This window comes from Nocardia wallacei (genome assembly GCF_014466955.1).
Classification (GTDB): Bacteria; Actinomycetota; Actinomycetes; order Mycobacteriales; family Mycobacteriaceae; genus Nocardia; species Nocardia wallacei.
The window spans coordinates 639,387-653,853 of record NZ_AP023396.1 but is presented as its reverse complement, the minus strand read 5'-3'; the positions used below and the strand labels follow the sequence as shown (position 1 = coordinate 653,853).

Annotated in this window: 13 protein-coding genes; 6 read left to right on the top strand and 7 right to left on the bottom strand. The window is 69.6% G+C overall.

Annotated features, from left to right (window positions below; translation table 11 throughout):
• Positions 1–30 precede the first annotated feature (30 nt).
• From pstS to NWFMUON74_RS03055, 3 genes are all read right to left on the bottom strand, one after another.
• Positions 31–1,149, bottom strand: a complete 1,119-nt coding sequence (gene pstS / locus NWFMUON74_RS03065) for a phosphate ABC transporter substrate-binding protein PstS (protein WP_187686486.1) — start codon at positions 1,147–1,149, stop codon at positions 31–33.
• A 241-nt stretch (positions 1,150–1,390) separates the two neighbouring features.
• The gene (gene mshD, locus NWFMUON74_RS03060; protein WP_187688891.1) at positions 1,391–2,293 is read right to left on the bottom strand and encodes a mycothiol synthase; all 903 of its coding nucleotides are present in this window, start codon (positions 2,291–2,293) and stop codon (positions 1,391–1,393) included.
• A gap of 111 nt (positions 2,294–2,404) precedes the next feature.
• Positions 2,405–3,163: a winged helix-turn-helix transcriptional regulator gene (locus NWFMUON74_RS03055; protein WP_187686485.1), complete on the bottom strand. Its 759-nt coding sequence runs from the start codon at positions 3,161–3,163 to the stop codon at positions 2,405–2,407.
• 200 nt (positions 3,164–3,363) lie between these two features.
• Here NWFMUON74_RS03055 and NWFMUON74_RS03050 point away from each other — a divergent pair, with 200 nt between their 5' ends.
• From NWFMUON74_RS03050 to NWFMUON74_RS03025, 6 genes are all read left to right on the top strand, one after another.
• Positions 3,364–4,305, top strand: a complete 942-nt coding sequence (locus NWFMUON74_RS03050) for an LmeA family phospholipid-binding protein (RefSeq protein ID WP_187686484.1) — start codon at positions 3,364–3,366, stop codon at positions 4,303–4,305.
• Positions 4,302–4,760, top strand: a complete 459-nt coding sequence (locus NWFMUON74_RS03045; RefSeq protein ID WP_187686483.1) for a thioredoxin family protein — start codon at positions 4,302–4,304, stop codon at positions 4,758–4,760. The genes NWFMUON74_RS03050 and NWFMUON74_RS03045 overlap by 4 nt, the downstream gene beginning before the upstream one ends.
• Positions 4,761–5,031: 271 nt before the next feature.
• A complete protein-coding gene (locus NWFMUON74_RS03040; protein ID WP_187686482.1) occupies positions 5,032–5,523 on the top strand; it encodes a DUF4395 domain-containing protein in 492 nt (163 codons plus the stop codon).
• A 28-nt stretch (positions 5,524–5,551) separates the two neighbouring features.
• Entirely contained in the window at positions 5,552–6,385 is an 834-nt protein-coding gene (locus NWFMUON74_RS03035) for a sulfurtransferase (protein ID WP_187686481.1), read from the top strand.
• Between the two features lie 2 nt (positions 6,386–6,387).
• Positions 6,388–6,693, top strand: coding sequence for a DUF1416 domain-containing protein (locus NWFMUON74_RS03030; RefSeq protein ID WP_187686480.1), 306 nt, complete (start codon positions 6,388–6,390; stop codon positions 6,691–6,693).
• A gap of 184 nt (positions 6,694–6,877) precedes the next feature.
• Complete coding sequence (locus tag NWFMUON74_RS03025; RefSeq protein WP_187686479.1) at positions 6,878–7,579, top strand: heme-binding beta-barrel domain-containing protein; 702 nt, start codon at positions 6,878–6,880, stop codon at positions 7,577–7,579.
• A 324-nt stretch (positions 7,580–7,903) separates the two neighbouring features.
• Here the strand turns inward: NWFMUON74_RS03025 and NWFMUON74_RS03020 are convergent, their stop codons facing one another.
• Genes NWFMUON74_RS03020 through NWFMUON74_RS03005 form a run of 4 tightly spaced genes read right to left on the bottom strand, consistent with a single transcriptional unit; the run spans position 7,904 to position 14,414 of the window.
• On the bottom strand, positions 7,904–9,811 hold the full coding sequence (locus NWFMUON74_RS03020) for an ATP-binding cassette domain-containing protein (RefSeq protein ID WP_187686478.1): 1,908 nt from the start codon (positions 9,809–9,811) through the stop codon (positions 7,904–7,906).
• On the bottom strand, positions 9,808–11,883 hold the full coding sequence (locus tag NWFMUON74_RS03015; protein WP_187686477.1) for an ABC transporter ATP-binding protein/permease: 2,076 nt from the start codon (positions 11,881–11,883) through the stop codon (positions 9,808–9,810). Before NWFMUON74_RS03015 ends, NWFMUON74_RS03020 begins: the two co-directional genes overlap by 4 nt.
• 2 nt (positions 11,884–11,885) lie before the next feature.
• Positions 11,886–12,941, bottom strand: a complete 1,056-nt coding sequence (cydB, locus tag NWFMUON74_RS03010) for a cytochrome d ubiquinol oxidase subunit II (RefSeq protein WP_187686476.1) — start codon at positions 12,939–12,941, stop codon at positions 11,886–11,888.
• A 9-nt stretch (positions 12,942–12,950) separates the two neighbouring features.
• A complete protein-coding gene (locus tag NWFMUON74_RS03005) occupies positions 12,951–14,414 on the bottom strand; it encodes a cytochrome ubiquinol oxidase subunit I (protein WP_187686475.1) in 1,464 nt (487 codons plus the stop codon).
• Positions 14,415–14,467: the final 53 nt, after the last annotated feature.

Sequence of the window (14,467 nt, the reverse complement as noted above, 5' to 3'; positions counted from 1 at the left end):
CGTCGTGCACGGTCATGGGGTTCTGCGCAATCAGGAGATGGCGTCGATGGCGGTGGTCAGCTTGGCCTTGAACGCGTCGGGGATCGGCACGTAGCCGGACTCGTCGAGGCCGTTCTGACCGTTGTTGATCGCCGAAGTCAGGAAGGCCTTGACCGCCTTGGCGGTGTCGGCGTCGCTGTACTTCGAGCAGACGATCTCATAGGTCGGCAGGATGATCGGGTACGCGGCCGGGTCGGTCGGCTTGTAGAACGAGCTGGTGTCGATGACCAGGTCGTTGCCCTGGCCGACGATCTTGGCCGACGCGATGGCGGCGGCGGCGGACTGCGCGTTCAGCTCCACCGGCTTGACCGAGGGGTTGGTCAGGATGCGCGCCACCGACAGGTTCTGCGACCGGGCGAACGACCACTCGTTGTAGGTGATCGAGTTCTTGGTCTTCGTGATCGCGCCCGAGGTGCCCTCGTTGCCCTTGGCGCCCTCGCCGACTCCGCCGGCGAAGCCCTTGCCCGCGCCCTTGCCCCAGGCGCCCTCGGAGGCGGCGTCCAGGTACTTCTGGAAGTTGTCGGTGGTGCCCGACTCGTCGCTGCGGAAGATCACGTGGATGTCCTGATCCGGCAGCTTGCTCGCGTTCGCGGTGTTCAGCTTCTGGATCGCGACGTCGTTCCACTTGGTGATCTGGCCGTTGAAGATCTTGGCCGCGGTCGGGCCGTCGAGCACCAGGTCGTCGATGCCATCGATGTTGTAGGTGACGGCGATCGGGCCGAACACGGTGGGCAGGTCCCACGCCGGGGCGCCGCAGCGGGCGGCGGCCTTGTTCGGCTCGTCCTTCTTCGCGTCCAGCGGGGAATCCGAACCGCCGAAATCGGTCTGGCCGCCGATGAACTCGTTCACGCCGGCGCCCGAGCCGCTGGACGTGTAGTCGAGCGTGTGGCCGTCGCAGTTGGCCTCGTAGGCGGCGACGAAGCGGTCCATGGCGTTCTTCTGCGCCGAGGAGCCGCTGGCCTTGAGCGCCTTCTTGCCGCCACAGTCGACCTTGACGGTCGAGGCCGCGCCGGTCTCGGTCGTGTTGTCGTCACTGCCGCAGGCCGTCAGGGTCAACGCACCTGCCGCGGCCAGCACACCGAGCAGAGCGCTGCTGCGCTTGAGATTCACCTATTCCTCCGGGAATCGCGTAGTACACGCCCGGTCCCTCAACAACCGGACGGGTGCCGTGTGGTGGCTGTTCGCACCGAACTTGCGCACCAGGCAGTGAATGCTGCCCATAAGTAACCTAGGTTCGGCCGGTTGACAGTTGGACCTGGGCAAGTGAACGCAGAGTGAACAACCCGGCGCGATTGCGCGATACGGCTGTGACATTTGCCGCAGTGTTACTGAGCTCGCGTCCCGCGGGCTGTCAGCGCGCGGCGTAGGCGGCGTCGACGTGGGCGGTCTCGAAGCCCAGCCGGGTGTAGGTGTGCACCGCCGCGGTGTTGTCCGCCTCGGTGTAGAGCAGCACCTCGTCCAGCCCGCAGTCGCGCAGGTAGTGCAGCCCGGCCAGGGTCAGCAACCGGCCCAGCCCACGGCCCTGTGCGGCCGGGTCGACCGCGACGACGTAGACCTCGCCTACCGGCGGCTGCCCGGCGGTCTCGGGGTGCACCTTGGTCCAGTGAAAGCCGAGCATCCGCCCGGGATCGGCCGGGTCGACCGCGATGAACAGGCCCTTGGGATCGAACCAGGGCGAGTCGCGGCGCACGGCGATATCGTCGGTGGACCACCCGCCCTGTTCGGGGTGCCAGTCGAAAGCGGCGTTGTTCACCCGCAGCAGCTCGGCGTCGTCCGCGGGGCCCGCGTAGGTGCGCACGAGAAGGTCCGGTGCGACGGCGAGTTCCGGTAACTCCGGAGTTGCCAACGGGCGGCGCATTTGCCACAGCTCGCGGGCGACGGTCAGCCCGAGCCGTCCCGCCACGGCCCGCGCGGGCGCCAGATTCCCGTGCGCCCACACCCGGGCGCCGGGCCCGCCGGCGGCCAGCGCGGTCGAGACCAGGGTGGCGCCGATGCCGCGACCCCGCTGCCGCGGATCCACCACCGCCTCGGCCATCGCCGGGTGATCGCCATGTGCGGGAACGAGATTCGCGTAGCCGAGCACCTCGCCGTCCAGCGCGGCCAGCAGATGCCGGGCCGGGGACGCGGTCGTCAGCGACAACACGGCCTGTTCGGAGACGGGCTCGACCCCGTCGGCGGCGGCCGCCCGCTCCAGCACCCCCCGGATCCGCTGCGCGGTCTCGGGCGCGACCCGATCGGTCCAGCCCGCCACCACCTGCTCGGAATCCAGCTCGCCGCGATCAGCCACGCGACGCCTCCTGCCTGTCGACTGCGACGTACACGATCATCGTCGGCCGCCCACGCGGCCGCGCTACCCAGGCACGGGTCAGGGCACGGCATCCTCGGAAGCATCGAGACCCTCGCCGGGGCCGTCGGTGTCATCGGGGAAACTGGTCGGCTCGCCCTTGCCGCTGTTGCGGGCCGGGCGCACGGCCTTGTAACCGACGTTGCGCACCGTGCCGATCAACGACTCGTACTCGCTGCCGAGTTTGGCGCGCAACCGCCGCACATGCACATCGACGGTGCGGGTGCCGCCGAAGAAGTCGTACCCCCAGACCTCCTGCAGCAGCTGAGCGCGGGTGAACACCCGGCCGGCGTGCTGCGCGAGGTACTTGAGCAGCTCGAATTCCTTGTAGGTGAGATCGAGCGGGCGGCCGCGCAACCGGGCGGTATAGGTGCCCTCGTCGATCACCAGCTCGCCGAGGGTGATCTTGCCGGAGTTCTCGGGGCTGGCCGCACCGCCGTTGCGCGCCACCAGCAGTCGCAACCGGGCATCCAGTTCGGCCGGGCCGGTGCCCGGCAGCAGGATGTCGTCCAGGCCCCAGTCGGCGTTCACCGCCACCAGGCCGCCCTCGGTGAGCACCGCGACGACCGGCACCGACGATCCGGTGCTACCGAGTAACCGGCACAGCCCGCGGGCGGCCGCCAGATCGGTTCTCGCATCCACCAACGCCACATCCGCGGTGCCCGCCTCCAGCAGGGAGGCGACCTCCGTCGGCGCCGGCCGGACGTTGTGCGGTAACAACGCCAACGACGGCAGCACCGACTCCGGATTCGGGTCGGAGGTCAGCAGGAGCAGCTCCACCAGCTCTCCTCCCAATCTGGCATGTCCGCGGCAACCTCGGTGTCATTCGCGAATTCATGCTCGTCCGCACAGGTAATTCGTGCCTACATTAGCGCGTCCGGCCCGATGACCACGCATTCCAGGCAACCGGTGCACCCGAGTCGGTGGCCGGACGGCCACACGGTGCGGCCGGGCCGCGCGGCAGCAGATATCGTTCGGGTATGGGTAACTCACCGGGTACGCCCGAGGCTCGGGCCCCGCAGGATCGCCGGCCCGGCGAGGAACTCCCCCCGCGGTCCACGGCCGGTGCGAAGGCGCGGGGAGCGGGCCGGAAACGCCGCGTCATCGGCGGATTGGTGCTGGTGGTCGCGCTCGCGGTGATCGCCGATTTCACCGCCGCGGCCTACTCCGAATACCGCGTCTCGCGCTCGCTGCGCGCCGGGGGCGAGCTCAGCGCCGACCCCGAGGTGACCATTCACGGCTTCCCGTATCTGGGGCAGGCGCTGCGTAGCGACTATCACAATGTCGAGATCCGGGCCCACGCCGACCGCCGCGACATCCCCGGCGAGATCCTGGTCGAGGCCACGCTCAACGGCGTGCACCTGCCCGCCGGGGACCTGATCGACGGCCGGATGCGCTCGGTCCCGGTGGATCGGGTGGCGGGCCGGATGCGCATCGAGCCGGTCGAGCTGGGCCGGCTGTTCAAGATTCCGGACCTGCAGCTGACCGGGCCGCCGGCCGACAAGTCCGACGGCACGGGCGGTTCCGGCGGCACGGGCTCGACCACCCAGGGCGCCTACATCCTCACCGGCACCATCCCGGCCGGCTCCGAGACGAGCACCAGCGACGGCACCGACAGCGACAAGGACAAGGTCAGCGTCAGCGTCAAGGTGAACCTGCTGCTCGACGGCGATCAGGTGCGCATCGTCGCCACCGACCTGTACCGCGAGAAGTCCGCGGACACCACCGCCATCACCACCACGACCCAGCGCCCGGAGCTGGACAAGGCGGCGGTGCTGGCCCGCTTCACCCGCACCATCGATACCAAGGACCTGCCGTTCGGTGTGCCGCCGACCAAGGTCGAGGCGCTCGGCGGCAACATCATCGTCGAAGGCGAGGGCGAGAACATGACGATCGACATGAACAGGTTCGCCCGGCCATGACCGAACTCACGATTCTGGTACTCGTGCTGGTGGTCGCGGTCGCCGTCGGCCTGCTGCTGCGGTATCGCGCGGGCCGGGTCCGCGCCACCTCCGACACCCCCACCGACGCGGACGCCGCCGCCGAGCGCGACCGGCTGCTGGCCGCGGTCGGCGTCACCGGCTCGGCGCCCGCGGTGCTGCATTTCTCCGCCGACTGGTGTGGCCCGTGCGACGCGGTACGGCGGGTCGTGGCGGGCGTGGTCGCCGATCTCGCCGAGGCGCCGCAGCCGCCGCTGGACATCGAGGTCGACATCGACGCCGAGCCCGCGCTGGCCAGAGAACTCAACGTGCTGTCGCTGCCGACCACGTTCATCTTCGACGCCGACGGCCGGGAGCGGTTCCGCATCTCCGGCGTTCCGAAGGCCACCGACCTGCACAGTGCCATCACCCCGCTGACCGTGCGCGACGCTGCTTAGCGACCCGAATTTCGGACCCCGGGTCCAATTCCCGCGCCGAACCGGGTAAACTGCTGAACGTGCAAACCCGCCGAGAGCTGATGCTCACCCGACGCCGCACAGTCGATCTGTGCCGCCTCGGCGGTTGTTGCTGCCTGTGCATGTAGCCGGTCGGCCCTTCGTTGCCCGCTGACGCCGGCCGGTTTTCTCCCACCGCGTGATCGGATTTCGTGGTCCCGGTGATCTGGCAAATACCTGACAGATGAACCATGCAGCGCAGGAGATTCCTCCGATGTCCCACAACAGTTTCGACACCGATTTATCGACCGAACGCGTCGACGTGCGCGGTCCCCGCTTCGCGGCCTGGATCACCACCGGCGTGCTCGTGGTGGTGCTGGTCGCCGCCGCGTTCTCCACTCCGCTCGCGGCCGTGCTGATCGCGCTGCAGGCGGTGGTGTTCGCGCTGGGCGCCCTCCACGGCCCCCGGCGCAGCCCGTACGGCCGGATCTACACGGCCCTGGTCGCGCCGCGCAACGGCCCGCCGCCGGAGACCGAGCCGGTGCCGCCATTGCGGTTCGCGCAGCTGGTCGGCGGCGTGTTCGCGGTGCTCGGCTTCGTCGGCTTCGTCGCGGGTAGCACCGTGGCGGGCGCGATCTTCGCCGGTTTCGCGCTGTTCGCGGCGTTGCTCAACGCGGCCTTCGGCGTGTGCCTGGGCTGCCTGCTCTACCCCTTCGCCCAGCGGCTGCTCCCGCGGTCGGCCGCCTCCACCCATTCCCCCACCTAGCCCGGTAAGTCACATCGAAAGGAACAACATGGCTCGCTCCGATGTCCTGGTCTCCGCAGACTGGGTCGAAGAGAACCTCAACGCCGCCGGCGTCGTCATCGTCGAGGTCGACGAGGACACTTCCGCCTACGACACGGGCCACATCGAGAATGCCGTGAAGCTCGACTGGAAGAAGGACCTGCAGGATCCGGTTCGGCGTGACTTCGTCAACCGGGAGCAGTTCTCCGACCTGCTGTCGGCGCGCGGCATCGGCAACGACGACACCGTGGTGCTCTACGGCGGCAACAACAACTGGTTCGCGGCCTACGCGTACTGGTACTTCAAGCTGTACGGCCACCAGAACGTCAAGCTGCTCGACGGCGGCCGCAAGAAGTGGGAACTCGACGGCCGCCCGCTGTCGAAGGAAGCCGTGAACCGCCCGGCCACCACCTACAAGGCCGGCGAGCAGGACCTGTCCATCCGCGCCTTCCGCGACGACGCCATCGCGGCGATCGGCAACAAGAACCTGGTCGACGTGCGCTCGCCCGACGAGTTCTCCGGCAAGATCCTGGCGCCGGCGCACCTGCCGCAGGAGCAGAGCCAGCGGCCGGGCCACATCCCCGGCGCCATCAACGTCCCGTGGTCCAAGGCCGCGAACGAGGACGGCACCTTCAAGTCGAACGAGGAACTCGACGCCCTCTACAAGGAGGCGGGCCTCGACGGCGAGAAGGAGACCATCGCCTACTGCCGCATCGGCGAGCGCTCCTCGCACACCTGGTTCGTGCTGCAGGAGCTGCTGGGCCACAAGAACGTCAAGAACTACGACGGGAGCTGGACCGAGTACGGCTCCCTCGTCGGTGCACCGATCGAGTTGGGAGCATAGATATGTGCGCAGCACCTACCCAGGGCCAGGCTCTGCCGGCCAACGTGGACACCGAGAAGGAAACCGTCCTGACCGGACGCGTTCTCGACGCCGACGGCAACCCCGTGGGTGGCGCGTTCGTCCGGTTGCTGGACTCCAGTGACGAATTCACCGCCGAGGTGGTCGCCTCCGGCACCGGCGATTTCCGGTTCTTCGCCGCACCGGGCAACTGGACCATCCGCGCGCTGTCGTCGGCCGGCAACGGCTCGGCGGCGGTGCAGCCGGAGGGCGCGGGCATCCACAGCGTGGACGTCAAGGTCGCCAAGTAGGCGCGTTCGCGACAAGTCCGCCGACGGCCCCGGGGTTCGAAATCCCGGGGCCGTTGTCGTCTCCGGGTCGCGGGGTCGTTAGACTTCGAATCGTGGTCCTTGCCTTCGAGATTCTGCTGGTCCTCGTCTCCGTGCTGATCGCGTGGTTCGGTCTGTACGTCCTCTACCGGCTGTTCACCGAGTCGTGACAGAGTCGGCGCGCGAGAACGTCGACAAAGCAACAGCAGCGAACGGTGCGGCGCACGAGGCGCCGTCCGGCGATGCGCGCCGCAGTGGCGACCAGGCGGTCGCAGATGCCGCCGAGCGTGCGAAGTCGACGGCCGTTCGCAATATCCCGCAGCTGTCCGGTTTGCCGCTGCCGGAGGACACCGCGAACCTGCGCGAGGGCCCGGATCTGAGTTCGTCCATGCTCGCGCTGCTACCGCTGGTCGGTGTGTGGCGCGGCGAGGGTGAGGGCAACGATCCCGAGCGCGGCGACTATCACTTCGGCCAGCAGATCATCGTCTCGCACGACGGTGGCGACTTTCTGGCGTGGGACTCGCGTTCCTGGGTGCTCGACAGCGACGGCAAGTACGCCGGCCCCGATCTGCGGGAGAGCGGCTTCTGGCGGGTCGGCATCGACGGCGACGACGAGGTCATCGAGCTGCTGCTGACGCACAGTTCCGGTGTGGTCGAGCTGTTCTACGGCCAGGCGCTCACCCAGTCCTCCTGGGAGCTGGCGACCGATGTGGTGATCCGCAGCCAGTCCGGCGCGGTCGTCGGTGGCGCGAAGCGCCTCTACGGCATTGTCGAGGGCGGTGACCTCGGCTATGTCGAGGAGCGAGTGGAGGCCGACGGCGCGCTGAAGCCCCGGCTCTCGGCCCGCCTCCAGCGCTATATCGGCTGACCTGCTCCCATCGCGGCGGCCCGGAAATGGAACGACCCCCGAACCCTATCGCGGAGGGGTCCTCTCGCGATCCCGGGCGGACAAACCAGGGGCTCGGGGGTCGGGTGGCTGCCTGGGATTAGCTCCGCGCTCGCGCGAACGACAATCCGTCTGCAGCGGTGGCGCTAGCTGACAGCCACCTCACGTGTCCATCGAATACTCATTCTTCGAACCACCTCCTTTCCCGTGTACGAACGAATCTAGTGGGCATCCCGCCGGTCGGCAACGGATTTTCGCGCGCAGCGGAAGCGCTGGTCGGAGGGAATTCCCAGCCCTCACGGACGGTTAGCGCGACGTCGTGTGCGAAGGCGTGCCGAGTGAGTTCGCGGGCGCGGCGGCACGCATGGTGGTCCGGCCGCCGGGGTGGACTTCGACAACGGTGTCGGCGCGGTGGTCCGGGGGCAGTTGGTGGGTCACCGCCACGACGGTGCGGTCGGGGGCGACCAGTCCGCTGTGTTCGTCCAGCAGTGCGCGCAGGAGGTCGGCACCGGCGTCGGCCTCCAGGTGCTCGGTGGGTTCGTCCAGCAGCAGCACGTCGGCCGGGGCGACGAGGGCGCGGGCGAGCAGGAGCCGCCGCCGCTGACCACCGGACACCGCCGCCGCACCGCCCACCAGCTCGGTGTGCAACCCCTCGGGCAGGCCGTCCAGCCAGTCCCCCAGCCCCACCGCTCGCACGGCGGCCACCGCCTCCGCCTCGGTCAGATCGCCCCGAGCCACCCGCAGGTTCTCCAGCACTGTGGTACCGAAAAGATGCGCGTCCTCGGCGAAGAACGTGACCCCCGGCCGCGGCGTATCGAACAAGCCCGCCCACTCCATCAGCAAGGTAGTCTTCCCCGCCCCACTCGGTCCGACGACGGCGATCCTGCGGCCTGGCGGGATTGTCCGCGAATCCGGTTGCGGCATAGCGGGGTTCGCTTGCGCCACGCTCGATACACCCGCGCCCGCTCCCGGCGGGCCAGAGAGTCCTTCCGGCTCGATCGCAACGCTGAGCCGCCTTTCGGCCGGGCCGGCCCTGCGGAGATCGGTCACCGGCGCATATGCCGTCCCGGGGGTCGGGGCGCTCGCCGTGCCGGTGCCCGATGCGATTGCGTCGCTGGAGGTTGGTCTCGGCGTGCTCGCCGGGGCGTCGACGGTGGTGCGGTTGGACGTCGGGGTGTGTTCGATTGCGGTGATGCGGTGGAGGGCGGCGCGGCCGTGGGTGAGGGCCTGGATGGCGGCCGGGAGTACGGCGACCGCTTCGAAGGCCGACAACGGCAGGAGTACCAGGACGGCCAGGGCCATCGGCGTGATGCCGCCCGGGGGTGCGGGTTGCAGGGGGTCGGCGGGTGCGCCGGTTCCGCTGCCGTACAGCATGATTCCGATGAGCAGCGCGCCGAGGACGCTGGCCCCGACCGACAGCGGGGTGGCGGCCGCCGCCCAGGCGCTGCGGGAGGCCGCGCGGTCCTCGGCGGCGACGGCCCGCTGTCCGGCGGCGGCAGCCTCGCCGAGTGCGCTGTTCAGGCGTCCGGCGACGCGCAGTTCGGGAGCGTGGTCGAGCACGGTGACCGCGGCGGCCGTGAACATCCGGCGGTCCGCGCGCACCGCCGTCTCGGCCGCCCGTGCGGCCCACGCGGACAGCCACGGCGCCACGATTCCGGCGACCGCGAGCGCGAGCGCGAGCACACCCGCCGCGGCGAGCGAGACCGTAGCGAGCAGTCCGATCGCGGCCGTCGACAACACCACCGCCACCGCGATCGGCACGAACGCCCGCACCACGACCGCACCGAGATCATCGATGTCGGTGCCGATCCGGGTGAGCAGATCGCCCCGCCGCAGCCGCGTCGGATCGTTGTCGAGCGGTGCGGACGAACCGCCGCGCCGCAGTGTCCAGATATCCGCGGCGGCAAGGGCCGAGTACACGCGGGTGCGGGCCGTGGTCATGGCCCGCAGGGCGACATCGTGGGTCGCCAGGCGCTCGAGATACCGGCACAGCCCGCGCGCGATGCCCAGTGCGCGGACCGCGACCACCGCCACGCTCAAATCCAGCACGGGCGGCATCTGCCAGGCGCGGGCGATCAACCACGCCGCCAGGGCGGCCAGGGCCAGTCCGCTGCCGAGCGCGAGCGTGCCCCACCCGATCGATACGGCGATACGCCATCGGGACAGCTCCAGCAGCTCCCGGAGGCGGCGGAAATCGTTGAGCCCCTGCCTCATCGGCGCATCCGATCCTCGGGTCCGGCACCGGCGGTGCGGACCGCGTCCACCGACCCGTTCCGGGCCGGCACGAAAGCGGCATCCAGGCGTCTGCCACCGCCTTCGGGCCAGGAGGCCGCGTTCCCGGTCGGATCGGATTCGGCTGTGGTGCGGCCGGATCGCTCGGCGCGGTCCGCGCCCGGGTCGAACGCATCGACGATGGGTGCCGCCGCGACCTCGACCACCCGGTCGGCGGCGGCGAGCAGAGTGGGGCGGTGGGCGACCACGACGACGGTCGCCCCGGCGCGGGCGCGGTCGGACAAGGCCGCCAGGACCGTGGCCTCGGCGGCGGCGTCGAGGTGTGCGGTGGGCTCGTCCAGTAGCAGCACGGGGCGGTCGGAGGCGAGGACGCGGGTCAAGGCCAGGCGTTGGCGCTGGCCGAGGGAAAGCCCCAGGCCGCCGGTGCCGACGACGGTGTCCCAGCGCTCGGGCAACTCTTCCAGGACGGCGTCGAATCCCGTTGCGGCGCAGGCAGCTTCGAGATCGCCGAGCACACGCACCGGACCGCCCGACGGCGTTTCGGCGCGAGCCCCGAACAGCTCCAAGTTTTCCCGCAGGGTGCCCGGTAGCAGCACCGGCCGCTGCGGCAGCCATGCCAGCTGCGACCACCAGCGTTCGGGGTCCAGTTCGGGCACGGGGATTCCGTCGACGGTCACGGTACCCCGATCGGGTTCGATCAATCCCAGGATCGCCTGCAGCACTGTCGATTTACCGCAGCCGTTGGCCCCGGTCAGCACGGTGACCTCGCCGGGCCGCAACACCGCCGACAAGCCGTCGGGAGCGTCACCGTCCCGCCCGCGCACGGTGAGATCCCGAATCCCTATGACACCACGACACTTCGGGAAGCCGCCCCGTCCCGCCGCCCACTCCGGTAGGTCACCTTGTCCCGCCGCCCGCTCCGGCAGGTCGCCCTGTCCCGCCACCAAGCCCGGTGAGCCGCCTTGTCTCGCGGCCCGTTCCGGCCCCTGCCGCGCGGGCTCCAGCACCGCGAAAGCCTTTGCGGCGGCGGCCATCCCGTCCTGCGCGGCATGGAATCGCTCACCGACCGCGCGTAGCGGTAGGTACACCTCGGGCGCCAGGATCAATCCCACCAACCCGGCGTACAGACTCATATGCCCGTACACCAGCCGCATCCCGATCGACACCGCCACCAGCGCGACACACAGCGTGGCCAGCAACTCCAGCACCATCGACGACAGGAAGGCGACCCGCAGCGCCGCCATGGTCCGCGTGTGCAGCGATTCCCCGAGCGCCCGCACCCGGTCCCGCTGCGTCCGCCGGAGTCCGTCCGCACCGTTCCCGGACGGGCCGGACGCGAGCGGCCGATCGTCACGACACCGGGAACCATCGCGCCCCGAACCCGCTGCCGCCGTGCCGGTTTCCCGCCCCAGCGCCCGCAGGGTGGGCATCCCCGCGAACAGGTCCAACAGCTGGTCCGACAGCCGGGTGGTCGCCTCCAGCGTCGCGGCGGCGCGGCCCTGCGTCATCAGCCCGATCAGCACCATGAACAGTGGGATCAGCGGCAGGGTCACCAGGATGATCGCGCCCGCGGTGAGGTCGTGGATGGCGATCACCGCGAGCACGATCGGCGGCGCCAGCACCGCGAGCAGCAGCGCGGGTAGATAACCGGTCAGGTAGGCCCGCAGACCGCTCAGCCCGTTGCCGACCACGACCGCCAGTTCGGTTCGGCGCGAATCCAATTCGCGCGGTGGCAGCTCCGCGGCCGCCGCCAGCACCGCTCCCTCCAGCTCCGCCACCACCTGGGCGCCCGCCCGATGCGCCAGCCGCGCCTGCCACCAGGTCGCCGCCGCGCGAGCGGCGACCGCGAGCGCGAACACCGCCAGCTCGGCCGTCCAGGAACCGAGCGTCCGCCGCCCCGGATCGGTGATCACCCCGGCCAGGACCCGCGCCAGCGCCAGCGCCGCCACCACGATGCCGACGGTGATGACCAGCGAAAGCCCCACGCTCACAAGGAGATACGGACGCGCCGCGCGGGCGTACCGCCACAGCCGCGGGTCGACGGGTCGGGCCACGGTCAGCTCCTCGAGGCGCCCACCGGCAGACCGATCGCCGGCGGAATCTGTTCGGTGGTGAGCCGCTTGCGGAACACCCAGTACGTCCACCCCTGGTACACCAGCACCATCGGCGTCAGGATCACCGCGCACCAGCTCATGATCTTCAGCGTGTAGGGCGTCGACGAGGCGTTGTCGACGGTCAGGCTGTAGGCGGCGTCGATGGTCGAGGGCAGCACGTTCGGATACAGCGAACCGAACAGCAGCACCACCGCCCCCACGATGGTCACCGCGGTGCCGAGGAACGCCCAGCCGTCGGCCTTGGCGCCGTGCGCCTTCCCCTTGCCCAGGTACAGGGCCGCCCCGGCCAGCAGCAGGCCCGCCACCGCCAGCCCGACCATCGCCCAGGTCCAGTCCCTGCCGTAGGCCAGCTGCGTCCACAACCCGAACGCCCCGGCCGCGACGGCCGTCGGAATCCACAGCAGCCGTTCGAGTTTCACCGCCGACGCCCGGACCTCCCCGCCGGTTTTGAGGCTCACGAACACCACGCCGTGCAGCAGGAACAGCAGCATAGTGGTCAGCCCGCCGAGCAGGCCGTAGCCGTTGAACAGCGGCAGCAGGCCGCCCTCGATGTGCTTGTCGGCGTTGAGCCGGACCCCGTGCACCATGTTCGCGAACGCCAGCCCCCAGGCGAAAGCCGGTATCCACGAACCCGCTCCGATGCCGACGTCGGCCCACCGCCGCCACTTCGGATCGTCGATCTTGCCACGCCACTCGATCGCGCAGGCCCGCGCGATCAGGCCCACCAGGATCAGCAGCAGCGCCAGGTAGAACCCGGAGAACAGGCTGGCGTACCACTCCGGGAAGGCGGCGAACATGGCGCCGCCACCGACCAGCAACCACACTTCGTTCCCGTCCCACACCGGTCCGATTGTGTTGAGCAGGACGCGTTTTCGGGTCTCGTCGCCGCGGCCGAGGATCGGCATCAGCATGCCGACCCCGAAGTCGAAACCCTCCAGCACGAAATAGCCGGTGAACAGGATGCCGATCAGCAAGAACCAGAATTCGGGCAGACTCATCATCGGCTCCTAGTAGGCGAACGACAGCTTCTCGACGGGCTCGGCCCCGCTCGGCGCGGCGGGGGCCGCGGCGGCCGGTTCCTCGGGCCCGGTGACGACGTAGCGGCGCATCAGGTAGAACCACACCACCGCCAGCACGCCGTACAGCAGCGTGAACACGATCAGCGAGAACAGCACCGTCCCCGCGGTATTGCCGGAAACGCCCTGCTGCACCGTCATTCGGATATCCAGGTCTCCGGTCGGGTTGGGCGCGACCACCCAGGGCTGACGCCCCATTTCGGTGAACACCCAGCCGGAACTGTTGGCCAGGAACGGCGTCGGAATGACGAGCAGGCTCAACCACGAGAACCAGCGCTGATCCGGGACTCGCCCGCGCCTGGTCATCCAGAAGCCGAGCAGCGCGATGGCTCCCGAACCGGCCACCCAGCCGATCATGGCCCGGAACGACCAGTAGGTGACGAACAGATTCGGCCGGTAGTCGCCGGGCCCGAACTTCTCGTTGTAGCTCTCCTGGAGGTCCTTGACGCCCTCGAGCCGCACCCCGCTGAACTTCCCCTCGGCCAGCCACGGCAGCACCCCGGGCACCTCGATGACGTGCGTGACGCTGTCGCAGTTGTTGTGCGTGCCGACGGTCAGGACGGAGAATTCCGGGTCGGTCGCGGTGTGGCACAACGATTCCGCCGACGCCATCTTCATCGGCTGCTGCTCGAACATCAGCTTGCCCTGGACGTCACCGGTGTACACCAGCGCGATTCCCGCGACGACGATCACCCACATGCCCACCAGCCCGGCGGGCCGCCACAACCGGCGCGCCTCGGCCATCCTGCGCTCGTCGCCCGAGCGGGCATTGCGCACCATCCACCATCCGGCGATACCGGCCACGAATGTGCCCGCGGTGATGAACGCGCCCGCCACCACGTGTGGAAAGGCCGCCAGCGCCGTGTTGTTGGTGAGCACCGCCATGATGCTGTGCAGTTCGGCGCGGCCGGTCTCGGGGTTGTAGTGCGCGCCGACCGGATGCTGCATGAAGGAGTTGGCGGCGACGATGAAGTACGCCGAGGCGTTCACGCCGATCGCGACCATCCAGATCGTCGCCAGGTGCACCCATTTCGGCAGCCGCGTCCAGCCGAAGATCCACAGCCCGAGGAACGTCGACTCCATGAAGAAGGCGACCAGGCCCTCCAACGCCAGTGGCGCGCCGAAGATGTCGCCGACGAAGCGCGAGTACTCGCTCCAGTTCATGCCGAACTGGAATTCCTGCACGATGCCGGTGGCCACGCCGAGGGCGAAGTTGATCAGGAACAGCTTGCCGAAGAATTTCGTCAGCCGGTACCAGCGTTCCTGGCCGGTGACCACCCACGCCGTCTGGAATCCGGCGACCAGCGGCGCGAGCCCGATCGTGAGTGGCACGAAGATGAAGTGGTAGACGGTGGTGATCCCGAACTGCCACCGCGAGACGTCCACGACGTTCATGACCGCGCCCCACCGAATCCGGGCGCGACCGAGCCCATCGGGTGTGGACGGAT